The sequence below is a fragment of the Caproiciproducens galactitolivorans genome (genome assembly GCF_029266045.1).
Lineage (GTDB): Bacteria > Bacillota > Clostridia > Oscillospirales > Acutalibacteraceae > Caproiciproducens > Caproiciproducens galactitolivorans.
On the sequence record NZ_JAJUFJ010000005.1, the window covers coordinates 25,504 to 50,508 of the forward strand.

Annotated in this window: 23 protein-coding genes and 1 pseudogene; 20 read left to right on the top strand and 4 right to left on the bottom strand. The window is 55.7% G+C overall.

Going from position 1 to position 25,005, the window contains the following annotated elements; all coding sequences use genetic code 11:
• The first annotated feature begins 5 nt into the window (after positions 1-5).
• The 13 genes from P9B68_RS05255 (at position 6) to P9B68_RS11720 (ending at position 12,777) form a co-directional block, all read left to right on the top strand.
• Positions 6-2,375, top strand: a complete 2,370-nt coding sequence (locus P9B68_RS05255; protein WP_277668648.1) for a VirB4-like conjugal transfer ATPase, CD1110 family — start codon at positions 6-8, stop codon at positions 2,373-2,375.
• A complete protein-coding gene (locus P9B68_RS05260; protein WP_277668588.1) occupies positions 2,372-3,301 on the top strand; it encodes a phosphoadenosine phosphosulfate reductase family protein in 930 nt (309 codons plus the stop codon). The genes P9B68_RS05255 and P9B68_RS05260 overlap by 4 nt, the downstream gene beginning before the upstream one ends.
• Before the next feature lie 25 nt (positions 3,302-3,326).
• Positions 3,327-5,057 carry a CD1108 family mobile element protein gene (locus P9B68_RS05265; protein WP_277668649.1) on the top strand — a complete coding sequence of 577 codons (1,731 nt, stop codon included), beginning with the start codon at positions 3,327-3,329 and terminating at the stop codon, positions 5,055-5,057.
• Between the two features lie 27 nt (positions 5,058-5,084).
• A complete protein-coding gene (locus tag P9B68_RS05270; RefSeq protein WP_277668589.1) occupies positions 5,085-5,333 on the top strand; it encodes a DUF4315 family protein in 249 nt (82 codons plus the stop codon).
• Positions 5,323-5,991, top strand: coding sequence for a DUF4366 domain-containing protein (locus P9B68_RS05275; protein ID WP_277668590.1), 669 nt, complete (start codon positions 5,323-5,325; stop codon positions 5,989-5,991). The genes P9B68_RS05270 and P9B68_RS05275 overlap by 11 nt, the downstream gene beginning before the upstream one ends.
• Positions 5,988-6,188: a hypothetical protein gene (locus P9B68_RS05280; RefSeq protein ID WP_277668591.1), complete on the top strand. Its 201-nt coding sequence runs from the start codon at positions 5,988-5,990 to the stop codon at positions 6,186-6,188. The genes P9B68_RS05275 and P9B68_RS05280 overlap by 4 nt, the downstream gene beginning before the upstream one ends.
• Complete coding sequence (locus tag P9B68_RS05285; protein WP_277668592.1) at positions 6,176-8,230, top strand: DNA topoisomerase 3; 2,055 nt, start codon at positions 6,176-6,178, stop codon at positions 8,228-8,230. The genes P9B68_RS05280 and P9B68_RS05285 overlap by 13 nt, the downstream gene beginning before the upstream one ends.
• The gene (locus P9B68_RS05290) at positions 8,223-8,549 is read left to right on the top strand and encodes a hypothetical protein (RefSeq protein WP_277668593.1); all 327 of its coding nucleotides are present in this window, start codon (positions 8,223-8,225) and stop codon (positions 8,547-8,549) included. The genes P9B68_RS05285 and P9B68_RS05290 overlap by 8 nt, the downstream gene beginning before the upstream one ends.
• A gap of 6 nt (positions 8,550-8,555) precedes the next feature.
• Positions 8,556-8,858, top strand: coding sequence for an immunoglobulin (locus tag P9B68_RS05295; RefSeq protein ID WP_277668594.1), 303 nt, complete (start codon positions 8,556-8,558; stop codon positions 8,856-8,858).
• A gap of 86 nt (positions 8,859-8,944) precedes the next feature.
• Complete coding sequence (locus P9B68_RS05300) at positions 8,945-9,640, top strand: antirestriction protein ArdA (RefSeq protein WP_277668595.1); 696 nt, start codon at positions 8,945-8,947, stop codon at positions 9,638-9,640.
• A 14-nt stretch (positions 9,641-9,654) separates the two neighbouring features.
• Positions 9,655-12,114 (top strand): YodL domain-containing protein, encoded by a 2,460-nt coding sequence (locus tag P9B68_RS05305; RefSeq protein ID WP_277668596.1) that lies wholly within the window; start codon positions 9,655-9,657, stop codon positions 12,112-12,114.
• 1 nt (position 12,115) lies between these two features.
• Positions 12,116-12,337: a transposon-transfer assisting family protein gene (locus P9B68_RS05310; protein ID WP_277668597.1), complete on the top strand. Its 222-nt coding sequence runs from the start codon at positions 12,116-12,118 to the stop codon at positions 12,335-12,337.
• A gap of 113 nt (positions 12,338-12,450) precedes the next feature.
• The gene (locus tag P9B68_RS11720; RefSeq protein WP_407932265.1) at positions 12,451-12,777 is read left to right on the top strand and encodes a helix-turn-helix domain-containing protein; all 327 of its coding nucleotides are present in this window, start codon (positions 12,451-12,453) and stop codon (positions 12,775-12,777) included.
• Positions 12,778-12,912: 135 nt separating this feature from the next.
• On the opposite strand, the gene P9B68_RS11755 is transcribed toward P9B68_RS11720, so the two are convergent.
• The gene (locus P9B68_RS11755; protein ID WP_277668598.1) at positions 12,913-13,359 is read right to left on the bottom strand and encodes a hypothetical protein; all 447 of its coding nucleotides are present in this window, start codon (positions 13,357-13,359) and stop codon (positions 12,913-12,915) included.
• 36 nt (positions 13,360-13,395) lie between these two features.
• Positions 13,396-13,677 (bottom strand): hypothetical protein, encoded by a 282-nt coding sequence (locus P9B68_RS11760; protein WP_277668599.1) that lies wholly within the window; start codon positions 13,675-13,677, stop codon positions 13,396-13,398.
• On the opposite strand from P9B68_RS11760, the gene P9B68_RS05330 reads away from it, so the two are divergent.
• Complete coding sequence (locus P9B68_RS05330; RefSeq protein WP_277668600.1) at positions 13,667-14,020, top strand: TnpV protein; 354 nt, start codon at positions 13,667-13,669, stop codon at positions 14,018-14,020. The genes P9B68_RS11760 and P9B68_RS05330 overlap by 11 nt on opposite strands.
• A 1,280-nt stretch (positions 14,021-15,300) precedes the next feature.
• Positions 15,301-20,285: pseudogene (locus P9B68_RS05335) on the top strand (DEAD/DEAH box helicase family protein); the annotation flags it as partial.
• 20 nt (positions 20,286-20,305) lie between these two features.
• Here the strand turns inward: P9B68_RS05335 and P9B68_RS05340 are convergent.
• A complete protein-coding gene (locus P9B68_RS05340; protein ID WP_277668601.1) occupies positions 20,306-20,566 on the bottom strand; it encodes a hypothetical protein in 261 nt (86 codons plus the stop codon).
• Between the two features lie 68 nt (positions 20,567-20,634).
• Here P9B68_RS05340 and P9B68_RS05345 point away from each other — a divergent pair, with 68 nt between their 5' ends.
• From P9B68_RS05345 to P9B68_RS05355, 3 genes are all read left to right on the top strand, one after another.
• Entirely contained in the window at positions 20,635-21,396 is a 762-nt protein-coding gene (locus tag P9B68_RS05345; protein WP_277668602.1) for a DUF3849 domain-containing protein, read from the top strand.
• Positions 21,397-21,398: 2 nt separating this feature from the next.
• Positions 21,399-21,737, top strand: coding sequence for a plasmid mobilization protein (locus P9B68_RS05350; RefSeq protein ID WP_277668603.1), 339 nt, complete (start codon positions 21,399-21,401; stop codon positions 21,735-21,737).
• Between the two features lie 128 nt (positions 21,738-21,865).
• Positions 21,866-22,156, top strand: a complete 291-nt coding sequence (locus P9B68_RS05355; protein WP_277668604.1) for a CD1845 family protein — start codon at positions 21,866-21,868, stop codon at positions 22,154-22,156.
• 56 nt (positions 22,157-22,212) lie between these two features.
• Here P9B68_RS05355 and P9B68_RS05360 read toward each other — a convergent pair whose 3' ends face one another.
• Positions 22,213-23,097 carry a hypothetical protein gene (locus P9B68_RS05360; protein ID WP_277668605.1) on the bottom strand — a complete coding sequence of 295 codons (885 nt, stop codon included), beginning with the start codon at positions 23,095-23,097 and terminating at the stop codon, positions 22,213-22,215.
• 110 nt (positions 23,098-23,207) lie between these two features.
• Here P9B68_RS05360 and P9B68_RS05365 point away from each other — a divergent pair, with 110 nt between their 5' ends.
• Complete coding sequence (locus P9B68_RS05365) at positions 23,208-24,614, top strand: relaxase/mobilization nuclease domain-containing protein (RefSeq protein WP_277668606.1); 1,407 nt, start codon at positions 23,208-23,210, stop codon at positions 24,612-24,614.
• Positions 24,601-24,873 carry a hypothetical protein gene (locus P9B68_RS05370; protein ID WP_277668607.1) on the top strand — a complete coding sequence of 91 codons (273 nt, stop codon included), beginning with the start codon at positions 24,601-24,603 and terminating at the stop codon, positions 24,871-24,873. The genes P9B68_RS05365 and P9B68_RS05370 overlap by 14 nt, the downstream gene beginning before the upstream one ends.
• Positions 24,874-25,005: the final 132 nt, after the last annotated feature.

The window sequence follows — 25,005 nt, forward strand, 5'->3', positions numbered from 1 at the left end:
ATACGCTGACCCGCGCCGAACGCCGTCAGATCGAAGCCGCCGTCGCAAGGGCGAAGCGGACGGACAAAAAGGAAAAATCCGCACAGGACAGCATTCCGTTTCAGCGGATGTTCCCGGACGGCATCTGCCGCGTGACGGACAGCTATTACACGAAAACCATTCAGTTTCAGGACATCAACTATCAGCTCAACCAGAACGAGGACAAGACCGCCATCTTTGATAGCTGGTGCGATTTCCTCAATTATTTTGACAGCTCCATCCGGTTTCAGCTTTCGTTCCTGAACCTCTCCGCGACGCGGGACAGCTTTGCGAAAAGCGTCACCATCCCGCCCCAGGGCGACGATTTTGACAGCCTGCGCGCGGAGTACACCGAAATGCTCCGAAACCAGCTTGCCAAAGGCAACAACGGCCTCATTAAGACCAAATACCTGACGTTCGGCATCGAAGCGGACGGGCTGAAAGCCGCCAAGCCCCGGCTGGAGCGCATTGAAATCGACATTCTCAATAATTTCAAGCGCCTCGGTGTCACCGCCGCTTCCCTGAACGGCATGGAGCGCCTGCGGCTGCTGCACGACATTTTCCACATGGACGCGCCGGAGCCGTTCCGCTTTTCGTGGGACTGGCTGACCCCCTCCGGCCTCTCTGTCAAGGATTTCATCGCCCCCAGTTCCTTTGAGTTCAAAAGCGGCAATCTGTTCGGTATGGGACGCAAGGTGGGCGCGGTCAGCTTTCTGCAAATCCTCGCGCCGGAGCTGAACGACCGGATGCTGGCCGATTTTCTGGACATGGAAAGCTCCCTCATCGTCACCATGCACATCCAGTCCATCGACCAGGTACGCGCCATCAAGACGGTGAAACGGAAAATCACGGACCTGGATTCCATGAAGATTCAGGAACAGAAAAAGGCCATCCGTTCCGGCTACGATATGGACATCATCCCCTCGGACCTCGCTACCTACGGCGAGGAAGCAAAAAAGCTGTTGCAGGATTTACAGAGCCGCAACGAGCGCATGTTCCTTGTGACCTTCCTCGTCCTTAACGTGGCCGACAGCCGTCAGCGGCTCGACAACAACGTGTTTCAGGCCAGCTCCCTTGCGCAGAAATACAACTGCGCGCTGACCCGCCTCGACTTCCGGCAGGAAGAAGGGCTGATGAGCAGCCTGCCGCTCGGCCTGAATCAGGTGGAAATCCAGCGGGGCCTGACCACATCGAGCACCGCCATCTTTATTCCCTTTACCACGCAGGAACTGTTCCAGACCGGGCGCGAGGCGCTGTACTGCGGGCTGAACGCGCTTTCCAACAACCTCATCATGGTGGACAGGAAGCTCCTGAAAAACCCCAACGGTCTGATCCTCGGCACACCGGGCGCGGGCAAATCCTTCTCCGCGAAGCGCGAGATTTTCAACGTGTTCCTTGTCACAAACGACGATATCATCGTCTGCGACCCGGAGGCCGAATACGGTCCGCTGGTGGAACGCCTGCACGGGCAGATCATCAAAATCTCGCCCACGTCCACCGACTACATTAACCCGATGGATATCAACCTGAACTATTCCGAGGAAGAAAACCCATTATCTTTGAAATCAGACTTCATCCTTTCCCTGTGTGAGCTGATCGTCGGCGGTAAGGAGGGTTTGCAGCCGGTGGAAAAGACCATTATCGACCGCTGTGTCAGGCTGGTGTACCGGAATTATCTGAACGACCCGCGACCGGAGAACATGCCGGTACTGGAGGATTTGTACAACGAGCTGCGGCGGCAGGATGAAAAGGAGGCGCAGTACATCGCCACGGCGCTGGAAATCTACGTTACCGGCTCCCTCAACGTGTTCAACCACCGCACCACCGTGAACGTGAGAAACCGCGTCATCAGCTATGACATCCGGGAGCTGGGCAAGCAGCTCAAAAAGATCGGGATGCTCATCGTGCAGGATCAGGTCTGGAACCGCGTCACCCTCAACCGGGCCGTGGGAAAATCCACGCGCTACTACATCGACGAGTTTCATCTGCTCTTAAAAGAAGAACAGACCGCCGCTTATTCCGTGGAAATCTGGAAGCGTTTCCGCAAGTGGGGCGGCATCCCGACTGGAATAACGCAGAACATCAAGGACCTTCTTTCCTCCCGTGAGATCGAAAACATTTTTGAGAATTCGGATTATATTTACATGCTCAATCAGGCGTCCGGCGACCGGCAGATTCTCGCCAAGCAGCTCGGCATTTCGCCCCATCAGCTCTCTTACGTCACCCATTCCGGCGAGGGCGAAGGGCTGCTGTTCTACGGCAACGTCATTTTGCCGTTCGTGGACCATTTCCCGAAAAGCACGGAGCTGTATCGCATCATGACCACCAAGCCGCAGGAAGTGGCGGCTGGATCATGAACGCTTTTACCCGCGAGGACCTGAGCGTCATGCAGGCGTGGCCGCTGGAACGAAAAATCCAGGTCACGCAGGCCCGGATCATGGAGTGGTATTTTCATTACGGCGGGAACGTGGCGGTATCCTTCTCCGGCGGCAAGGATTCCACGGTGCTGCTCGACCTTGCGCGGCGGGCGTTTCCGAACATTCCCGCCGTGTATGTGGACACGGGCCTCGAATACCCGGAGATCCGCGCGTTCGTCAAAGCCGTTCCCAATGTGACGTGGCTGCGCCCGGAGATGCCCTTCCCGAAGGTGATCGAGCAATACGGTTATCCGGTTGTCTCCAAGGACGTTGCCAATCGTATCTATTACGCCCGCAGGGGCAGCGAGTGGGCTATCCGTCACCTGAACGGGCAGAACCGCGACGGGACCCCTTCCCGGTACAACGAGAGGTACATGAAATGGCGGTATCTTTTGGGCGCGCCGTTTCCCATTTCCGAATACTGCTGCACGGTAATGAAAAAGCGGCCCCTACACCGTTTTGTGAAGGAAATGGGAGCGATGCCCATCATCGGGACAATGGCCTGCGAGAGCGCAAGGCGGCAAAGTGCATATCTCATCACGGGCTGTAATGCGTTCCAGAAAAAGGAGCCGTCATCACAGCCCCTTTCTTTTTGGCTGGAACAGGATGTGCTCCGGTATTTGCAGCTCACCGGCCTCCCGTATTCCCCGATCTACGGGGAGATCACGGAGGACGGCGGCAGGCTCGTCACCACCGGCGCGCACCGCACCGGCTGTATGTTCTGCATGTTCGGCGTCCATCTGGAAAAAGGACAAAACCGCTTTCAGCGCATGGCGCTGTCCCATCCCGTACAATACGATTACTGCATCGGCAAGTTAGGCTGCGGCAGGGTGCTGGATTACATCCACGTCCCATACGCCGCCTGAAATCCATCCGCAGGAGGTGATGATGATGGAAAAAAGAGCGCCCCGCCTGCAATTCACAGACGAGGAACGCGGCGATCCCGTATTGAAAAAGCCCATCCGCAGGGCGCAGAAAGCGGCGGCAAAAGCTGACCGGGCGCGGGATAAGATACCGAAGAAAACCGTAAAAACAAGAGAGCGCGTTGTTGACCCCGCCACCGGCAAGGTCACGACGCGCTTAAAGTTTGAGGAAACCGACAAGAAAAAGCCGCCCTCCAAGCTCACTCACGCCGTCCGGGACGCGCCGGTGAATGCCGCTTTGTTGCAATTCCACCGAGAAATCCGGCAGTCCGAGGATGATAACGTGGGCGTGGAGGCCGCGCATAAAAGCGAGGAAACCGCCGAGCTTTCAGTTCGCGCCGGACAGAGTGCCTACCGTTCCCACAAGCTGAAACCTTACCGGAAATCGGCCAAAGCGGAAAGTCGGCTGGACCGCGCCAACCTTGGCTATTTGCAGAAAAAGGCCGCGCGGGACGATCCCCGGCCCTCCGGCAATCCGCTTTCCCACTGGCGGCAGAAACAGGCTGTCAAAAAGCAGTACGCCGCCGCGAAGCGCGCCGGTCAGTTCACAGGTTCAGCCGGAAAAACTGCCGAAAACACGGTGAAAGCGGGAAAAACGGCGGCGCGGGAGAGCAAACGGGCGGCGGCGTTTGTCGGGCGGCACAGCAAGGGCTTTCTCATTATTGCCGCCATTTTTGTGGTGCTGGCCCTGTTCCTGAACGCCATATCTTCCTGTTCCGTTTTGCTGGAGGGTGGGCTGTCCGGCGTTGTCGTGTCCACCTATCCCTCATCGGACGAGGCCATGCTGGGCGCGGAGGCCGCTTATGCCGAAATGGAGGCCGACCTTCAGAATGAAGTGGACAACTATGAAACCCAGCATAGCGGGTACGACGAATACCGCTACGATCTTGATGAAATCGGCCACGACCCCTATGTGCTGATCTCGCTTCTGACCGCGTGGCACGGCGGTGAATGGATGCTGGCCGAGGTTCAGGACACGCTTTCCATGCTGTTCTCCAAGCAATACCAACTGACGCAGGATGTGGAGGTTGAGGTGCGCTACCGCACGGAAACCGACACTTGGACGGACGCGGAGGGCAACACCCATACCGATACCTATGAAGTTCCGTATAACTACTATATCTGCAACGTGAAGCTGCACAACGAAAACCTGTCCCATCTGCCCGTATTCATCATGGATGAGGATAAGGTGGGCATGTACTCCATTTATATTTCCACGCTGGGCAACCGGCCCGATCTGTTTCCCGCGTCGGCCTATCCCAACGCCTCCACGAAAAAGGAATACACCGATTACGACATTCCCCCGGAGGCATTGAAGGATGAGCAGTTTGCCGCCATCATCACGGAGGCTGAAAAGTATCTCGGCTATCCCTACGTTTGGGGCGGCAGCAGCCCGAAAACCTCCTTTGACTGTTCCGGCTTTGTAAGCTGGGTGATCAATCACAGCGGCTGGAACATGGGGCGGCTGGGGGCGCAGGGGCTTTACAACATCTGCACTCCCGTTTCGGCGGCAAACGCCAAACCGGGCGACCTCGTTTTCTTTGAGCATACCTACGATACGGACGGCGTTTCCCATGTGGGCATCTACGTCGGGGATGGCATGATGATTGCGGCGGGCGACCCCATCGGCTACTCGAACCTCAATACAAGCTACTGGCAGAGCCACCTATACGGATTCGGACGCTTACCCGCCCAATAAACAGAAAACAGATTGGAGGTATTTATTTTGAACCCCAAAATTAACAGGATCGACACGGAAATTGCGAAAACAAAGCAAAAGATATCCGGGCTGCAAGCCCATATCCGGGAGCTGGAGCAGCAGAAAACCGAGCTGGAGAATACCGACATCGTGGGCCTCGTGCGAGGTTCCGGCATGACCTCTCAGGAACTGTCCGCTGTTCTTCAGGCATTCCGCGAAAAAAGCGGAGTGCCGTTCCCGACATTCAAACAGGAGGACGCAGAAAATGAAAAATAGAATGACGCGCGTATTTACCATGCTTCTGGCTGTCATGCTCTGCATGACGGCCTTTTCAGTCAACGCATTTGCCTACGGCGGCGAGGAAGCAACGCCGTCCCCCACGCAGACTGATACCCCCTCGTCTGAGGCAGAATCCAAGCCCCTGACGCCGGATGGCACCGGCACGGTGATCGACAACGTGACCAATGAGGACGGCAAGGAGTTTTTCACCATCACTACGCCCAGCAAGCACGTTTTTTATCTGATTATAGATCGGCAGAAAAACGCCGAGAACGTGTATTTTCTGGACGCCGTGACGGAAAAGGACCTGCTTGCCCTGGCGCAGAGCGAGGGGCAGGACACCGAGGATTCTTCTTCCTCCAAAGTCACAACCACGCCGGAAGCCTCATCGTCTCCGACCACATCGACGCCCGCCGCTCCGTCTGATTCCCAGCCGGAAAAACAGAACAGCGGCGCGGCAGTCGCGGCGGTTGCTCTGTTCGCCGCCGTTCTGATCGGCGTCGCCGTGTGGTTCTTCAAGTTCCGCAAGCCCGGTAAATCCGATAAGGGCAAGGCTGATCCGGACGATTACGATGAGGGCGAGGATGAAACGGAATCCGAACCGGATGACGAGCCGGAAGCGCCCGATGAGGAAACGGAGCGTGAGGACAAATGACCTTCTTTACCGACAGCCCCTTTGAGCGGATGATGGTGCAAAAGCCGAAATACGGGCGGGAGGAACAGCCTCCCGCCCCGCCCAAGGATCACCGCTGCTATGGCTGCTCTTACTATGGCAGCGGCTGCGCCGGAACCTGTTACCGTGACCTCATTATCACGCCGAAACGGAAGGAGAAAGAGAAATGCGACTTGTAATCAGTGAAAAGCCCTCGGTTGCCCAAAGCATCGCCGCCGTGATCGGCGCGAAGCAGCGTGGCGACGGATATCTGGAGGGCGGCGGCTACCTCGTTTCCTGGTGCCTGGGTCATCTCGCGGAGCTGGCCGAAGCGGATACTTATGATAAAAAGTACGCCAAATGGCAGCGCGAGGACCTTCCCATTCTGCCGGAGAGCTGGCGCTTCACCGTAGGGAAAGACAAATGGAAGCAGTTCGATATTCTCCGTACCCTGATGCGCCGCGACGATGTGAGCGAGGTCATCAACGCCTGCGACGCGGGGCGCGAGGGAGAGCTGATCTTCCGCACCGTCTACTGCATGGCGGGCTGTTCAAAACCGATGAAACGGCTCTGGATTTCCTCAATGGAGGACGAGGCCATCCGTCAGGGCTTTGCCGACCTGAAACCGGGACGCGACTACGACGGCCTGCATCAGTCCGCGCTCTGTCGTTCCAAGGCCGACTGGCTGGTGGGTATCAACGCAACGCGCCTGTTTTCCGTCCTCTACCACCGCACCCTGAACGTCGGGCGCGTCATGTCCCCGACGCTGGCGCTTATCGTGCAGCGGGAAGCGGAGATTTCAGCGTTTCAGCCGGAGCCGTTTTACACGGTCAACCTCGACTGCGGCGATTTTACAGCCACCAGTGACAAACTGAAAGCAAAGCCGGAGGCCGAGGCCGTTGCCGCCGCCTGCAAGGACAGGGTGGCAACCGTCAGCGCCGTGGAGCGGAAAGAAAAATCCGAAAAGCCGCCCACGCTCTACGACCTGACCACCCTCCAGCGCGACGCCAACCGGCTGCTCGGTTACACGGCCCAGCAGACGCTGGACTATCTGCAATCACTCTATGAAAAAAAGCTCTGCACCTATCCCCGCACCGACAGCCGGTTTCTGACAAACGACATGGAAGGGACCGTTCCGGCGCTTGCCGCCGTCGCTGCCGGTATTTGCGGCTTGGACGCGCCTGAACCCCTTAACGCCGGTCAGGTCTGCGACAGCGCGAAGGTCAGTGACCATCACGCCGTCGTTCCCACCTCCGGCGCGGGCAAAGCGGACGTTTCCGCGCTGCCTGCCGGGGAGCGTGAAATCCTGCGGCTTGTGTCCCGGCAGCTTCTTTGCGCGGTCAGTGAGCCGCACCGATACGCCGAAACCGCCGTCACGCTGGACTGTGCCGGGTATGGCTTTGCCGCCAAGGGTAAGACCGTCCTTATCCCCGGCTGGAAAGCCTATTTGCAGGAACAGGCGGACAAGCCCCTGCCTGAACTGGAGGAAGGACGGAATATTTCTGTCACCGCCGTTTCCGTCAAAGAGGGCAAAACCTCGCCGCCCAAGCACTACACAGAGGACACGCTGCTTTCCGCGATGGAGACGGCGGGCGCGAAAGAGATGCCGGAGGACGCAGAAAGAAAAGGTTTAGGCACCCCCGCCACACGAGCGGCCATTCTGGAAAAGCTCGTCACCACCGGCTTTGTAGAGCGGAAAAAAGCCAAGAAAACGGTCAGTCTCATCCCGTCTCAGATAGGCGTATCCCTTGTCACCGTCCTGCCGGAGCAGCTTCAATCCCCGCTGCTGACCGCCGAATGGGAAAACCGGCTCAAACAGGTGGAGCGCGGAGAACTGGAGCCGAACGCCTTTATGGACGGCATCGCCGGGATGCTCCGGGAGCTGGTAAAAACCTATGCGCCGGTCAAGGGCGCGGAAGTGCTGTTCCCCTCCGGCCGCGAGATCGTCGGCAAATGCCCCCGCTGCGGCACCGACGTGACCGAGAGCAAAAAAGGCTTTTTCTGCGAAAATAATGATTGCCGGTTTGGGCTGTGGAAGGACAATAACTTCTTTGCCATCAAGAAAAAGACGCTGACAAAGACCGTCGCCGCCGCGCTCCTGAAGGACGGGCGCGCAAGGCTCACCGGATGCTATTCTGAGAAAACCGGCAAGACCTACGACGCGACGGTGATTTTGGAGGACGCCGGGGAGCGCGTCAATTTCAGGTTGGAATTTGATAAGGAGGCGAAGCGGCGTGAATAACAAAAATCCTTCCGAATCGAACCAGTTGGGGCCGGAAATCCCCGTCAAAACAACTGCCGTACCGATGGGTCTGCCGGGAATGAACCGGCGAACCGTGGATGGCTATGTGTTGGCAGATGGAACCGCGCTGTTGGAAAGTGAACGCGACGGGCAGGGCCGGTATTACGGCGGGGCCGGGATGGATGGGATGTATCTGCGGACGCCACGCCTTTTTACGCCGGTAAAAAAGGAATCCGGCGAGATCCGCGCGTTCCGGGAAGTGCTGTCCGCGCCCGTCAAAACCCGGAAACCGCCCCGACGCGGCGGACCGGAACGGTAAGCGCATATGAAACTTTCAAAATATGAGCAGGAAACCATCATCTGCTATAATGAGGAAGAAACGACGGCCAGCGTTTACACACATAACAATCAGCTCATCAAAAAGCTCAAGCGGTTGGCCGAGAAATACCCTGACAAGGTGAAACCGGAGCGCCCGGAGCATCGCGGAGCCGTCAGTTATCTTGTCCCAAAACGCTGTGTTTCCGTCCGGGAACCGTACAGCGAGAGGCGGCGCGAGGCCGATAGCATCCGGGCAAAAACAGCGAAAATACGTCCTCCCGACAGGAGCATACGCTCCCAAAATGAATAGCGAGCGCGCTCCTGCATAGGTTTCCCCCGGCCTGTGCGGGAGCGCGCTATTTTTGATTATACGGACTTTGAAAGGAGTAAGCAGAAATGAGTGATTACACAAAAATGCGCTTCACCAGCACGGAGGACCCGGACCGGAGCATAATCCTGACCCTCCCCGCCACGCCGGAACAGTTTCAGGAGGCCATGCAGAGCATCGGCGCGGAGGCCGTCGGAACGGGCTGCAAGGTAACGGATTTCGCAAGCGACGTCCCCGCGCTGGATCAGCTTCTGGCGGTCAACTCCGACGCCGTGATAGACGCCACGCCGGATGAGCTGAATTACGCGGCGGCGCGGATTGCGGAACTGACACCGGCCCAGCGGCGCTTGCTGGACGCGGTTTCGGAAAGCACCCTGCGCCTGCGGAAGCTGGAGCGGATCATCGACTTCAAGGAAAACAGCGAGTATTTCCTGCTGATTCCCGAAGCGAAAAACGCCGCCGAGCTGGGGCGCTATTACGCCTATCAGTCCGGCATGGTGGACATGCCGGAAAAATGGAAAGCGGCCATCGACTGTGAAAAGCTGGGGATGATCGCCACCGAGCTGGAGCGCGGCGCGTTTACCGCGCACGGCTATGTTCTGCCCACCGGCGATGAATGGACGCCCCATTTTGAAAAGAGCCGCAGCGTCCCCGCAGCGTACCGCATCACCGGCGCGCGGCCCTCCATCCGGGAGCGTTTGAAATCTGAGAAGCCCAAAACATCCAAAGCACGAAAGCATGATACACCCGATCAGGAACGCTGAAAGGAGGCCGCACGATGGCTGACCATGAGAATAACAAAGACCGTTTGAAAGAGATTACCGACAGCATCGAGCAGGGCATCCGGGACCTCTTCCAGAGCGACCGTTATACACAGTACCTTCGCACCATGTCCCGGTTCCACCGCTATTCCGTCAACAACACCATGCTCATCTACATGCAGAAGCCCGACGCTTCTTTGGTTGCGGGCTTTAATAAATGGCGCGATCAGTTCAGCCGGAACGTCATGCGGGGCGAACACGGCATTAAAATCATCGCGCCCACACCCTTCAAAAAGAGAATCGAGCAGGAAAAACTCGACCCGGACACCAAAATCCCAATGCGGGACGCGGACGGAAATATTATTATGGAGGAAAAAGAAATTAAAATCCCCATGTATAAGGTGGTTTCCGTGTTCGACGTTTCGCAGACCGAGGGGAAGCCACTGCCGACGCTGGCCAATGATCTGACCGGGAATGTTCAGCAGTACGCGGTTTTCATGGAGGCGCTGCGGCGTTCGTCTCCCGTCCCGCTTGCATTTGAAGCGATGGAGCCGAGCATGGACGGCTATTTTAGCGGAAACGACCAGCGCATCGCCATCCGCACCGGCATGAGCGAGGTGCAGACTGTTGCCGCCGCCGTCCACGAAATCACCCACGCCACGCTGCATAACTATGAACAGGCCCGCCTTGCCGCCGCCCAAGGCGACGAAACCGCAGAGCCGCCCAAGCCGAAAGACCGGAATACCGAGGAAGTGGAGGCCGAATCCGTTTCCTTTTCCGTGTGCCAATATTACGGCATCCAGACCGGCGAAAACAGCTTCGGCTATATCGCGTCCTGGAGCCAGGGCAAGGAGCTGCCGGAACTGCGGGCCTCTCTGGAAACGATCAATAAAACCGCCTCCGGCCTCATCACCGACATCGACCGGAACTTCCGCGAGGTCTTAAAAGAGTATGATCCCGTTCTGGAGCAGTTCGCCGGGGACGTGTATCAGTACACGGCCTCCGTGATGGAGCCGCCGCTTCCGCTGCACCCCGCCGAGGAAGAAATCCCCATCATCGTGGAGGATTTGAAAAGTGGTTCTGGAAAGAGCGTCCGGGACGATATTTTGAACGCCGCAAAAAGGGACGGCGCGCGCTCCCCGGATGATCTGCTGCGGCGTCTGGACGAAATCGAAAAAATCTACCCGCCGAGGGAAACCGATGCGATGTATCTGCTGGATCATGCCGCGTATCTCTATGTGAAGGAAAACGAGAATGGATATAGCTACACCCTTTACGACAAGGAAAGTTTGCGGGAGACGGTCAGCGGGTTTGCTGATGACAGCGCCGGTTCCATTTCCGACGCTTACGATCAGGCGCTTGCTGCTGAAAACCTGGCCCCCGAAAGCGCCGAAAAGGTATCGCTGGACATCCTCCGGGAGATCGACGCCGTGCGGGAGCGCGATATACAGGAATATCTCCGTAAAAATCATATGAGCATGGACGGCCATCCGAACACAGAGCCGGAAGTGCAAACAGCTCCCGCGCCGGAGGCAGCGGCAAATATGCTGCCGGACGCGCCGGAGCTGACGCTGGACGAATACCCCATGCCGGATTCGGAGCTGACCGTGGCCGATCTGGAAGCCTGCGGGTATCTGGACGGGGACCTGCTGCCTCTTTCCAAAGACCGGGCGCTGGAGCTTTTCGAGCAGGACCTCACCGTCTACATGATTGAGGACGGCGGCGCGAGTATGGCGTTTGACCCGGATGAGATTCAAAAACATAGCGGTCTGCTTGCCATGAGCCGCGAGGAATGGGAGGAAAACCGGGAGTTTTCCGAAGCCATTGAGGATCGGATGAAGCATCAGGAGCAGCGGGAAGTCGCTTTTTTGAACACTTCTCAGGATGCTTTCGCCATTTATCAGGTGAAGGGCGGCGACGAGCTGCGGGATATCCGGTTTGAGCCTTTAAGCTGGCTGGAATCCAAGGGGATCGCCGTAGACCACGGAAACTATGATCTCGCCTACACCGCCCCGCTTACGGATAAGGGCGATACGGAGGACCGGCTGGAGGCTTTTTGGGACAGGTTCAACAACGACCATCCCGCCGATTATCACAGGCCGAGCCTGTCCGTCAGCGACATCGTTGCCTTAAAGCAGAACGGCGTTGTATCCTGTCATTACGCGGACAGCTTCGGTTTTCAGGAGCTTCCGGCCTTTCTGAAACCGGAAAACTACCTGAAAAACGCGGAGATGGCGATGGAGGATGATTACGGAATGGTTGACGGCATCATCAACAACGGCCCGAAAGCCACCGTCGCGGAGCTGGAGCAGCAGGCCAAAACCGGCCAGCCGATTTCACTTCTGGAGCTTGCCGAGGCGTCGCGGCGGGAAAGCGCCGAAAAGAAAAAATCCGTCGTGGAACGGCTCAGAAATCAGCCGGTCAGCCGGGAACACAAAAAAACAGCGCCCGACAGAGGCGCGGAAATGGAGCGATAACATGTTTACAAACGATGAAATCAATCTCATGTGCATTTACAACACCGGAACGCGGGAGGGCCTGATCGCGGAGCTGGAGCAGATGCGGAGCTACCTCGGCGCGGAGGAAACAGAGCTTCTGGCCCTGACCGATTCCGCGCTGGGAAAGCTCCGGGCCATGAGTGATGAGGAATACGCGGCGCTTGACCTGTTCCCGGATTTTAACGACCAGGGTGGCGAATAATTCCTGTCTATAGATATTAGCTGCCCGTAAATGCGCTAAAATACGCGATTCTACCGCTGGTCGGTTGCCCAAAGCCCTCATGTGATTTACAATATTAGCCGGAGGTGCATCAAATGTATGAAATCGACAACGAAAAGTTTGGCGTGTTTTTAGCGCAGCTACGAAAACAAAAAGGTTTTACACAAAAGGAGCTGGCGCAAAAACTATTCGTTTCTGATAAGGCCGTCAGCAAATGGGAACGCGGATTAAGTATGCCAGATATCGCGTTACTTTCCCCGTTGGCCAATCTGTTCAGCGTAACCATAGCGTTCCCGCTGCTTTACCTCGCGGTAAGTTGGTTCTTTCCGGTGATATGGAGTTCGGGGAAGTTGTATTTTACGTTATTCGCGTGTCTTGGTTTTTTCATCCCGATAATGGTTGCGGGAAAACGCTATGAATAGGTTTTGAAGCGGTATTATTATTTATTTTTGAATGAACTGAATTAAACAGCATTGAAAGAGCAGCCTACGGGCTGTTCTTTTTTTACCTATGACACCGAAAGGAGGATTTTTACTATGCCGAGTAATGTGCAGGCTTTAGCACAGATGGCCGACCACGCGGCGACGCAGATCACCGCCAGCCATACGGACTGGACGGATTTTCTCAAAACCGCCGCGCGGCTCTACAAATATCCGTACCATGAGCAGCTCATGATTTTCGCCCAGCGGCCCGACGCGACGGCCTGCGCCGGATATGAGGTCTGGAACGATAAAATGCGCCGGTATATCCGGCGCGGCAGAAAAGGGATTGCGCTCATCGACGCTTCCGGCGACAAGCCGAGGATTCGGTACGTCTTTGATATTTCCGACACGGGCGGCAGGGAGAATTCCCGCCGCCCGTTCTTTTGGGAGTACCGTCCGGAGCATGAGGGCGCGGTTGCGGCGGCACTGGAACAGGAATATGAGATTTCCGGCGAAAAGGGCCTTGCCGACCAGTTGGAGCAGATCGCCGGACAGATGGCAAACGAATATTGGCAGGATCATCAGTACGACATTCTCCACATCGTTGACGGCAGCTTTTTAGAGGAATATGATGAATTCAACATCGGAGCACAGTTCCGAAATGCCGCCTCTGTCAGTCTGACCTACGCCCTCATGTCCCGCTGCGGGCTGGAACCCGACGAATACTTTGAGCATGAGGATTTTCTGAGCATCTTTGATTTCAACACGCCGGATACCGTCGCCGCCCTCGGCACGGCGGTCAGCGAAGGAAGTCAAAGGGTGCTGCGGCAGATTGAAGTCACCGTTAAAAATTACGAACGCGAACACCTCGCGGAAAGGAGCGCCACATATGGAGAACAACCTGACCTACACCAAGAACGGGGATTACCTGATTCCGGACCTGACGATCACGGAGCAGACGGAGAGCATCGGGAAATACGGGAGGATGCGGAAAAATTACCTGAAGGAGCACCGTCCGGTGCTGTACAACAGCCTGTTGCTGTCGGAGAAGCTGTACCCGCACCTGTTGGAGATCGAGCGGACGGCAACGGCTCGGCTGGAACGCACGATGCCGGAGCTAATGAAGTCGGCGGGCGTGACGGAGAGCCTGAAAGCGTCCGACCCGATGCGCTGGGTGGGCCTCATGAACAACCTGAAAGCGCAGGCCGAGGAAACGATTCTGACGGAGCTTATCTACAATTAAGTTTCTTCCCGTCGGAGCAGGAACAAATACAGCGGATTGATGAAGCGGAGAGCGAAAAGCCCTCCGCTTTTTCTATATCTTCTACGCAGAAGCCGGAAAAACACGGTACGGCCCAAGCTGACATTGACGCCGCCCTTCAGGAGTGGAACGGTGACATTGAGAGCAAACACGCCGTTGTCCGCTACATGCGGGAACATGCCCGTGACAAGGACACGGCGGCTTTTCTGCGCGCCGAGTACGGCGACGAGCTTCCGGCCTTTCCCGTGACCGTGGGCCGCACATCGACGGATTTGCCCTGGCCGAAGGTGCAGCGACGCATTGCCCAGCTCATCCGGGAGAATCGGTTTTACACGCAGGAAGAACAGCCCGCGCCCGATCTGAGCGACCAGCCGATCACCCGCACCGGCGACACCATCACCATCGGAAACGGCGATGCTTCCCATGAAGTGGACGTGACGCTCACCGACGAGCAGTGGACGGCGTTACAGCGGGCGATTCCCGACAGCGCCGCAATCCAGCCTCCCTACAAGGTAGGCGACACGGTATATCTGGACGATAAGCCCTTTGAAATTACCGACATCGGCACTTCGGATGTCCAACTCCGCGACCCGGCGCTTGCCTATCCCATTTTTCGCGCCGAAAGCCGGGAGAACTTTGAAAATCTGCTGCGCCGGGATTCCCGGAACGGTTCCATCACGGAGTTTCTGGCTGCGGACTTGGAGCACACGGACGCCGATTTGCGGGAGGCCCTGACCTCCGGCCTGCTGGAACAGCGGGACAAGGAAAACATCGCGGGATATTTCCGCGAAAACGAGGGCAACACCCGCGTGGCCCAGCGCCTTTCCGAAACCTACGCCGGGACTTCCGAAACGATGGAGCTGACCACCGGCGACACGGCGGACTTCTTTGCCACCACCACGGGCTTTGAGGTCGATATTCACGACAAATACAACAGTAAGCGGAGCGCCCGTTGGGAAGAAATCGCCCCTATCCTCCGCGCCCTGTACCAGCGGGAACAGGACGGCTTTTCCCATGATCCGATCCTGCGGGAGCCCGCTAATTTGGATGGTAAGCCGTCCTATGAAGTTGGCGATCAGGCGGTTTTGGATCACGGCGGGCAGGAGCTGTCCGGCACCGTGGGATACGTCGGGGATAAGGACGTACGCATCGACACCGGCCCCTATTCGTGGAGCCATGAGACGGTCAACCGCGACGCCTTTGAAAGCGGCATCCGGCAGGATGAACGCAACGCCGCCCTGTTTACGCCGGAGCAGCCCGCCGCCGAAAACTTCCGTATCACCGACGACCATTTGGGCGAGGGCGGCGCGAAGACCAAGTACGGCTTTAATATCGCGGCCATCCGCGCTCTGAAACAAATCGAGGCCGAGGGCCGTACCGCGACGCCGGAGGAACAGGAAACCCTCTCCCGCTATGTCGGCTGGGGCGGCATCCCGCAGGCGTTCGATCCGGACAACGCCGCATGGTCAAAGGAATACGCGGAGCTGGTCGGCGCGCTCACCGCCGAGGAATACGAAATGGCGCGGGCCTCCACCCTGAACGCCCATTACACCAGCCCCACGGTAATCCGGGCTATCTATGAAGCTGTCGGCAACATGGGCTTTCAGACTGGCAACATTCTGGAACCGGCCTGCGGCGTCGGCAACTTCTTCGGCCTGCTGCCGGAGAGCATGGCGGCGTCCCGGCTCTACGGCGTGGAGCTGGACAGCATCACGGGTCGAATTGCCAAACAGCTTTATCCCAACGCCAACATCACCGTAGCGGGCTTTGAAACCAGCGACCGGAAAGACTTTTTTGACCTTGCCGTAGGCAACGTTCCGTTCGGCAGTTACAAGGTTTCCGACCGGGCCTATGACAAGCTCGGTTTCCCCATTCACGACTACTTTTTTGCCAAAACGCTTGATCAGGTGCGTCCGGGCGGCGTGATTGCATTCGTGACCAGCCGCTACACAATGGATAAACAGTCGCCGGAAGTGCGGCGGTATATCGCCCAGCGCGCGGATTTACTAGGCGCGATTCGTCTACCCAGCAACTCTTTCAAGGCCAACGCCGGGACAGAAGTCACCACCGACATCCTCTTTCTCCAGAAGCGCGACCGGCCCCCATTGATATTGAACCCGATTGGGTGCATCTCGGCCAGACCGAAGATGGAATTCCCGTCAACAGCTATTTTGCCGATCATCCCGAAATGGTGCTGGGGACCGTCAAATGGGACGATAAAATGCACGGCGATAAAAGGGAAACGACGTGCGAACCGTTCCCCGACGCCGATCTTTCTGCACAGCTCCATGAGGCGGTTTCCCACCTTCAGGGGCAGATCGAGGAAGCGGAGCTGCCGGATCTCGGTGAGAACGAGGAAATCGACGATTTCATCCCGGCAGACCCCGATGTAAAAAACTATTCCTACACGGTCGTGGACGGTAAAGTGTACTACCGGGAGAATTCCCGCATGGTGCGGCCGGAGCTGAATGAAACAGCCAAGGCCCGCGTTATGGGCATGGTGGAGCTGCGGGACTGTGTGCAGAAGCTCATTGCCCAACAGCTTGACGAATACGCCTCCGACACGGAAATCCATAAAACCCAAGCGGAATTGAACCGGTTCTACGACGCTTTTTCTGCAAAATACGGCCTCATCAATTCGCGCGGCAACAGCCTCGCGTTCGCGGAGGATTCCTCCTACTATCTGCTCTGCTCTCTGGAAGTGATCGACGAGGACGGCAAGCTGGAGCGCAAGGCCGACATGTTTTCAAAGCGCACCATCCGGCAGCGGAAAATTGTCACTTCCGTGGACACCGCGTCGGAAGCTCTCTCACTTTCCATCGCGGAAAAAGCGCGGGTAGACATGGACTACATGGCAACCCTCACCGGCAAGACGCCGGAGACGCTGGCCGACGAGCTGCGCGGCGTCATCTTCCGCGACCTGGGCGAACAGGACCCGGCAAGCGTTCCAAAAGCCTTTTACAAGCTGGAAAACATCCCGTTTGTCACCGCCGACGAATACCTCTCCGGCAATGTGCGCCGCAAGCTGCGGCTGGCCAAGGCCCTCGCGGAAATACGGCCCGACCTCGCGGAAAAAATTGCCCCCAACATTGAGGCGCTGGAAGCCGCCCAGCCGAAGGACCTGGACGCCTCGGAAATCGAGGTACGCCTCGGCGCGACCTGGATCGACAAGGGGTACATCCAGCAGTTTATGGAGGAACTGCTGAACCCGCCGTCCGGTGTGCGCGACGGCATCCGGGTAAACTATTCCTCGTTTACGGCGGAATGGTCTGTTTCCAATAAAAGCAGCGTCGGGTACAACAACGTGGCGGCGTATGTCACCTACGGCACCGACCGGGCCAACGCCTACCGGATTTTGGAGGATTCGCTGAACCTCCGGGACACGCGGATCTACGATACCGTGACCGACCCGGACGGCAAGGAGCGCCGCGTCCTCAATTCCAAGGAAACCACCCTCGCCCAACAGAAGCAGCAGGCCATCAAGGACGCTTTTCACGACTGGATCTGGCGGGACCCGGAACGGCGTCAGACCCTGACGAAAAAATATAACGAGCTGTTCAATTCCAGCCGCCCGCGTGAATACGACGGGCGGCATCTTGTATTCCCCGGCATGAATCCTGAAATCAAGCTGCGGGAGCATCAGCTCGATGCCGTGGCACACCAGCTTTACGGCGGGAACACCCTGCTGGCGCACGTCGTAGGCGCGGGCAAAACCTATGAAATGATTGCCGCCGCAATGGAGGGCAAACGGCTGGGGCTGTGTCAAAAATCTCTGTTTGCAGTCCCGAACCACCTGACGGAGCAGTGGGCCTCGGAGTTTCTGCGTCTGTATCCCTCCGCGAATATTCTCGTTACTACTAAAAAGGATTTTGAAAAACGCAACCGCAAAAAGTTCTGCGCCCGGATCGCCACCGGCGACTACGACGCGATCATCATGGGCCATTCGCAGTTTGAAAAAATCCCCGTCTCTCTGGAACGCCAAAAACGGCTCATTCAGGAGCAGATTTGGGAGATCGAAAACGGGCTGGAGGAACTGAAAGACAGTGGTGCGGAGCAGTTTACCATCAAGCAGTTGGAGCGCACGAAAAAGGGGCTTGAGGCGCGGTTGAAGCGGCTCAACGACAACTCCCGCAAGGATGATGTCGTCACCTTTGAACAGCTCGGCGTGGACCGTCTGTTCGTGGACGAGGCGCACAATTACAAAAACCTGTTTCTCTACACGAAAATGCGCAACGTGGCGGGCCTTTCCACCACCGACGCGCAAAAATCCAGCGACATGTTCCTGAAATGCCGGTATCTCGATGAAATCACGCACAGCCGGGGCGTCGTGTTTGCCACCGGGACGCCGGTCAGCAATTCAATGACCGAGCTTTACACGATGATGCGCTATCTCCAGTACGAAACCCTGAAAGAGCGGAACCTCGTTCATTTTGACTGCTGGGCCTCGACGTTTGGCGAAACTGTGACGGCCATTGAACTGGCCCCGGAGGGAACCGGCTATCGGGCGCGGACGCGCTTTGCCCGGTTCTACAATCTGCCGGAGCTGATGCTGCTGTTCAAGGAGGCGGCGGACATCAAGACCGCCGACCAGCTCAACCTTCCCACGCCGAAAGCCGTGTACCACAACGAAGTCGCGCAGCCCTCGGAGCTTCAGAAGGAGATGGTAAAAAAGCTTTCGGAGCGCGCCGCCGCCGTCCATTCCGGAAACATCGACCCGCATTTGGACAATATGCTCAAAATCACGTCAGACGGGCGCAAACTCGGCCTCGATCAGCGCGTCATCAATCCCATGCTTCCCGACAATCCCGGCAGTAAGGTCAATCTGTGCGTCAACAATGTGTTTAGCTACTGGCATGACGGGCTGGACAAAAAGCTGACCCAGCTTGTTTTCTGCGATATTTCCACGCCCAAGGCCCGCACCGCCGCAAAGGAAAACCGGGCGGTCCGGGCCGGGGGAAAGCTCGCGGGCGGCACGGAGCTTCACGCTTTGCAGGACGCCACGCCGGAGGCCGACGCGCCGGAATCGTTCAGCGTCTACTCGGACATCCGGGATAAGCTCGTCGCGCGGGGCGTCCCCGTCGGTGAAATCGCGTTCATTCACGACGCCGATACCGAAGTCAAGAAAAAGGAACTGTTCGCAAAGGTGCGCGCCGGACAGGTGCGCGTCCTCATGGGCAGCACCGCGAAAATGGGGGCCGGGATGAACGTGCAGGACCTTCTGATCGCATCCCACGATCTGGACTGCCCGTGGAGGCCGGGAGATTTGGAGCAAAGATCGGGCCGCATCATCCGGCAGTATAACACAAATCCGGAAGGACACATTTTCCGTTACGTCACCGAAGGGACATTTGATTCGTACCTCTGGCAAACCGTGGAAAATAAGCAGAAATTCATCTCGCAGATCATGACCAGCAAAAGTCCCGTCCGCTCCTGTGAGGACATTGACGAAACGGCGCTTTCCTACGCGGAAATCAAGGCCCTGTGCGCCGGGGATGAGCGGATCAAGGAGAAGATGGACCTCGATATGGATGTGGCCAAGCTGAAACTCATGAAAGCCAACCATCAGAGCCAGCAGTTCCGGCTGGAGGACAATCTGCTCAAATACTTCCCGGAGGAAATTGAGCGCAACAAAGGGTTTATCAAAGGCCTGGAAACGGATATGGCGACGCTGGAAGCACACCCGCATCCGAAGGACGGATTTGCCGGGATGGTGGTGCGGGGCGATTCCCTGACCGACAAGGACAACGCCGGTGCCGCCATTCTGGAAGCCTGCAAGGAGGTCAAGGGGCTGGAGCCGATGGAGATCGGCAGCTACCGGGGCTTTACCATGTCGTTGTCCGTGGAGGGGTTCGGACAGGATTTTATCCTGACGCTCAAGGGGCAGATGAGCCACCGCGTCACGCTGGGCAAGGACGCGCGGGGCAATCTGATCCGTATCGACAACGCCCTTTCCGATATGCCGAAGCGTCTGCAAAACGTTCACGCCCAGCTTGATAATCTTCATTCGCAGATGGATGCGGCAAAGGCCGAGATCGGCAAGCCGTTCCCGCAGGAAGCGGAGCTTACGCAAAAGAGCGCGCGCCTCGCGGAGCTGAACGCGTTGCTGGATATTGACAGCCGCGCCCCCGCCCAGCGGCAGGCGTCGGAGGTCATGCCAAAAAGCGAAAGGCCCTCCGTGCTGGAGAGCCTGAACAAGCCCTGCATCTGTGGGACGGGCAGAAAACCAAAACATGAATTGGCGCGATAAAGAAACGGCTTCGGCACAAATCATTTTGTGTCGGAGCCGTCATTCCGGGTGGCTGCGGCTTTTGCCTTGCGTTTCTGCTTTTGCTCGGTTTTCTTCCGGCGTTTTTCATCTATCTCATGCAGCCAGACGCTGACCGGCGCTTTCCACGGCTCGCTTTTATTGGGGATGTTTTTGATGAGGCTGCGCGGGTTCAGGCCGAGGCGCTTGGCAAGCTCAATGTCCTCGTTACTCAGGCGGCATTTCTTTTTCGCGTCCTGCCACATCTGTTCGCTGTATGCCATTTTTTCACCCCGCTTTACTCTAAAGATTTTATCACATATTACTTGATTTTGAAATTAGGAGGTTTCATATGAATACGATACCCGTCTACAAATATCCGGCTACTTACGCCCGTGAGCATAATGAACTGGAGATTTACCGCGCGTCCCACAAGGCGAACATTGCCTGCCGGGATGCCATCGACGACGCCATCCGAGACAATTACCGCAATAATTGTCTCGGCAGCGACACCGCAAAACAGGTCATTGCCGAGTTTGGGTTTGACCGCACTCTCTATGTGCTTGCGGCCACCGTCCGCGAAAAAGATTGGGATGGGCGCATTGACCGCAAAAATAAGGATTGGGCGCGGACGATTTCTGTCTTTGACGATGAGAACGGCTTTGGGGATAATAGGAATCTGGAATTTATCGTAGATAGAGCGCATCCCGGTTTGGTAGACCTTTTCATCAATCAAGCGCGTCGCGAATACCTTCTGACCCAGCCGCTGACCAAAGAGGATATTCAGGCGGAGGCTGCGCGGCTGCTCCGGCGGCTGCAATCCGAGCGTGAACCGAACAGTCCCGGCGGTACGCATTTTATGGCGCAGCTCTCGCCGGATTTTCTGATTCGTGCTTCCACTAAAGATCAAGACCGTCTGTTTGCCATTCTGCCGTTCAAGTCCCTGACCTTCTCCACGCTCAACGATCGGAAAGGGCTTTTCGCCTTCATCCAGAAGGATGAAAACCGCGATCAGCCGCTTCGCCAGCGCAAGCCGTCCGTCCGAAAAAAGCTGGAGAACATCAAGACGGCAGATACGCCGTCCGCTGTGAAGCGGGATGTGCCGGAGCGTTGACGATGTCAAAACGAGAACGGGAAATTCAGCTCAAGTTCCGCGTTACCCCGCAGGAGCGTGAAATGATCGAACAGAAGATGGCGCAGCTCGGCACGAAAAATATGGCGGCGTATCTCCGCAAAATCTCCATCGACGGCTATGTCATCCGGCTGGAACTGCCTGAGCTGAAGGAGATGGTTTCCCTTCTGCGCCGGTCCAGCAACAACTTAAATCAGCTCACCAAACGGGTGCATGAAACAGGGCGCGTCTACGACGCGGATTTGGAGGATATCGTCCAGAATCAGGAACGGTTATGGCGGGCGGCTACTGATATCCTCGCCGCGCTTGCAAAATTAAAATAGGGGCGTATGCCCCGGAAAGTGGGGCGGTTTACGGCGTGTAAGCCGCCCTGCTATTTTTCTGCCGCATCCTTGCGAAAAATGATTCAGAGCAGTATGGTGGTATCAGAAAAGAAAAGGAGGCCGAACCCATGAGGCTGATATTAAAAATACTCGTCGCGCCCATCATCGTAGTGCTCACGCTGTTCGTCTGGATTTGCTCCGGCCTGCTGTACTGTTCCTCTTTCATCCTCGGCCTTGCCGGAACGGTTCTCGGCATTCTCGCGGTGTTGGTCCTGCTTACCGGAGCGGTCACAAATGGGATTATCGTGCTGGTGATGGCGTTCCTCGTCAGTCCGTTCGGAATTCCGATGGCGGCGGCGTGGCTGATCGGCAAAATACAGGATTTGCGGTATGCAATTCAGGATCGAGTTTACGGATGAGTAGAAGTGATAAGGCCGTGTGGTCAAAATAAAAACCGCACGGCCTAAAATTATTTTTATTTGATAGTTTTGGAGGAAACATCTATTGACGTTTTCTCAGTATCTTGGTTTGCTTGCCCGAATAAATCAGCATGTATCTCCTGCAATGAATTATGTATTTCCTGTAATTCGTTATGATATCCTTTGTCCTGAAAAGAAATAATAATCGAAGCAATAGAGGTAATTAGAGCAATTAGCACACCAGCAAGCGCAATCCTCATATTTCGCCGTTCTCTTATCTCCTCCAGCGTTTTGTGCCCTTTTGTGATATATGTTAATAGTGCTGGAGCTGGATACAGCTTCATATTCAAGTAGGGTAAGCAAACTTCGAAAGCCGGTTCATCAAGTGCATATTTCCAATCTAAAAAATATGCAACATTTACAGACATATCGCTCAATCGCAATTGGCCTTCTTCAAATATATCTCTATTATTGTGTGGAATTGGCTCTTTCCTTAAAAACAATCCCACATCTTTCTCAGAACAGGATTTTGGCAGTTCGATTATTAAACCCTCTGATTTTAGATACTGCCATAAAGCAATGAATGAAATAACAGCATTAATATTTTCACAAATATAAGTGGGTTCAAATAGACTAAATCCATGAACAATATCATGGTGTTTTATTACTTGTCCCTCAGAGTTAAAGTAACTCAAGGTTGGCTTTGCCCACACATATTTCTCGTCAATTTCTTCTATAATGCATTCGTTGTTATTGGAATCATCATTTCTGCATTTGTATTTTTTATCGCCATATTGTTTATGAAAAGCTTCTTCAATAGCAGATCGGTTATGGCCTACATAAGTCCCAAAACCATAATATTTTACAAATGAATAAACATCAGTAATTTCTCCGCTTTGTATATGCGATATTATATCTTTCTGCTCTTTGCTTAATTTCATCATATCCTCCACATCTTTTAACGGTTATATGCTTTCGTTGCTCAATGTGAAACAATTTTATTTTAATAGCATATCACATTTGGTAGAAAGTAGAAAGGAGTTTTTAGTCCATGGCAACGACGCGGCTGATGCCGCTGCATACCGGCAAGGGCCGGGACGTTGGAACGGCAGTCAGCGACATTATTGATTACGCGGAAAATCCGGAGAAAACGGATTACGGCAGACTCATCACCGGCTATGAATGTGACAGCCGGACAGCCGACGCCGAGTTCCTTTTTTCCAAGCGACAGTATACCGCGCTTACCGGCAGGACGCGCGGCTCGGACGATGTGATTGCCTATCATCTCCGGCAGTCCTTTGTCCCCGGCGAAGTCACGCCGGAGGAAGCGAATCGGATCGGCTGTGAGCTTGCCAAACGCTTTACGAACGGGAAACACGCTTTCATCGTCTGCACCCACATTGACAAACACCACGTTCATAATCATATCATCTGGAATTCCACATTCCTTGACTGCACCCGGAAGTTCCGAAACTTTTGGGGCAGCACAAGAGCCGTGCGGCGGCTCAATGATACGCTGTGCATCGAGAACGGGCTGTCCATCGTGGAGAATCCGCAGCGGCACGGCAAGAGTTATAACAAGTGGCTGGGCGATCAGGCAAAGCCCTCCAATCGGGAATTTTTGCGTGTGGCAATAGACGCGGCTTTAGCTCAAAAGCCCACCGATTTTGACGCGCTCCTGCAGCTCCTGCGAGACGCCGGATATGAGATCAAACCGGGGAAAATTCCCGCCCTGCGCGGAAAGAATCAAAAGCGGTTTATCCGGCTGGATACGCTTGGCAGCGGCTACAGTGAAGCAGAGCTTCGGGCCGTACTTTCCGGCGAAAAGGTGCATCAGCCGCGCAAAAGAATCATCCGGCCTACACCGGATAAAAAAGTCAATCTGCTGGTGGATATTCAGGCCAAGCTCCGCGCCGGAAAAGGCGTCGGTTATGAACGCTGGGCCAAGGTGTTCAATCTCAAGCAGATGGCGCAGACAGTGAACTATCTGACCGAGCATAACCTGTTGGAGTACGATGTGCTGGTTGAAAAAACATCAGCGACAGTTGCCCGGTACAACGAGCTTTCCGCACAGATCAAAGCGGCTGAAAAGCGGCTGGCCGAAATCGCCGTTCTGAAAACGCAGATCATCAATTACGCCAAGACCCGCGACACCTACGTTGCCTACCGCAAGGCGGGGTATTCCAAAAAGTTTCTTGCGGAGCATGAAAGTGATATCCTGTTGCACAAGGCGGCGAAGAAATCATTCGATGAGCTGGGCGTGAAAAAACTTCCCACCGTCAAGAGCTTACAGGCCGAATATGCGGCGCTTCTGGCAGAGAAAAAAGCAGCCTATACCGATTATCGCAAGGCCCGCAATGAGATGAAGGAGCTGTTGACCGTGAAAGCAAACGTCGATCATCTGCTTGGCACCGACAGGCGCGAAGCGGAGAGAGAAAAAGAGCATGGGCAGCGTTAAGCTGCCCATGCTCTCGGAAGCGTCCGCAGGACGCGCAGCCGCACAATTTATTGTGCGATCAGAGGGGATTGGGGGCTTGCCACCAACAAGCAATTTCCCGGTTTTCGCGCAAGCGAAAAATTGGGAAATGGGCCTCGTGGGTCCCACGAGGCATTGCTTGCTACTTTTGTATGGAATTCTTGATACTTCTGGTTATCTCAACAAAAAAGTTATCCCGACCGGCATAAAAGAGCCATTAAACCAAATGGCTTTTTGCTAAAGGTGTCGGGATAACTTTTTAAAAGATCAGTGCGTTTGTATTATAGTATAATATTTTTTACCGTCAACTTTTTTAATTCTTTCTTTGTCTAATATCATGTAGACCAAATCAAGGCGCCTGAAGGAGGAACTA

Coding starts and splice junctions, on each gene's coding strand:
- P9B68_RS05330 (WP_277668600.1), top strand. CDS start 13,667: ATGGAGAACAACCTGACCTACACCAAGAACGGGGATTACCTGATTCCG.
- P9B68_RS05265 (WP_277668649.1), top strand. CDS start 3,327: ATGGAAAAAAGAGCGCCCCGCCTGCAATTCACAGACGAGGAACGCGGC.
- P9B68_RS05295 (WP_277668594.1), top strand. CDS start 8,556: ATGAAACTTTCAAAATATGAGCAGGAAACCATCATCTGCTATAATGAG.
- P9B68_RS05370 (WP_277668607.1), top strand. CDS start 24,601: ATGGGCAGCGTTAAGCTGCCCATGCTCTCGGAAGCGTCCGCAGGACGC.
- P9B68_RS05280 (WP_277668591.1), top strand. CDS start 5,988: ATGACCTTCTTTACCGACAGCCCCTTTGAGCGGATGATGGTGCAAAAG.
- P9B68_RS05305 (WP_277668596.1), top strand. CDS start 9,655: ATGGCTGACCATGAGAATAACAAAGACCGTTTGAAAGAGATTACCGAC.
- P9B68_RS05300 (WP_277668595.1), top strand. CDS start 8,945: ATGAGTGATTACACAAAAATGCGCTTCACCAGCACGGAGGACCCGGAC.
- P9B68_RS05350 (WP_277668603.1), top strand. CDS start 21,399: ATGTCAAAACGAGAACGGGAAATTCAGCTCAAGTTCCGCGTTACCCCG.
- P9B68_RS05345 (WP_277668602.1), top strand. CDS start 20,635: ATGAATACGATACCCGTCTACAAATATCCGGCTACTTACGCCCGTGAG.
- P9B68_RS11755 (WP_277668598.1), bottom strand. CDS start 13,359: ATGATCCTGCCAATATTCGTTTGCCATCTGTCCGGCGATCTGCTCCAA.
- P9B68_RS05365 (WP_277668606.1), top strand. CDS start 23,208: ATGGCAACGACGCGGCTGATGCCGCTGCATACCGGCAAGGGCCGGGAC.
- P9B68_RS11720 (WP_407932265.1), top strand. CDS start 12,451: ATGTATGAAATCGACAACGAAAAGTTTGGCGTGTTTTTAGCGCAGCTA.
- P9B68_RS05285 (WP_277668592.1), top strand. CDS start 6,176: ATGCGACTTGTAATCAGTGAAAAGCCCTCGGTTGCCCAAAGCATCGCC.
- P9B68_RS05360 (WP_277668605.1), bottom strand. CDS start 23,097: ATGAAATTAAGCAAAGAGCAGAAAGATATAATATCGCATATACAAAGC.
- P9B68_RS05310 (WP_277668597.1), top strand. CDS start 12,116: ATGTTTACAAACGATGAAATCAATCTCATGTGCATTTACAACACCGGA.
- P9B68_RS05340 (WP_277668601.1), bottom strand. CDS start 20,566: ATGGCATACAGCGAACAGATGTGGCAGGACGCGAAAAAGAAATGCCGC.
- P9B68_RS05260 (WP_277668588.1), top strand. CDS start 2,372: ATGAACGCTTTTACCCGCGAGGACCTGAGCGTCATGCAGGCGTGGCCG.
- P9B68_RS05275 (WP_277668590.1), top strand. CDS start 5,323: ATGAAAAATAGAATGACGCGCGTATTTACCATGCTTCTGGCTGTCATG.
- P9B68_RS05355 (WP_277668604.1), top strand. CDS start 21,866: ATGAGGCTGATATTAAAAATACTCGTCGCGCCCATCATCGTAGTGCTC.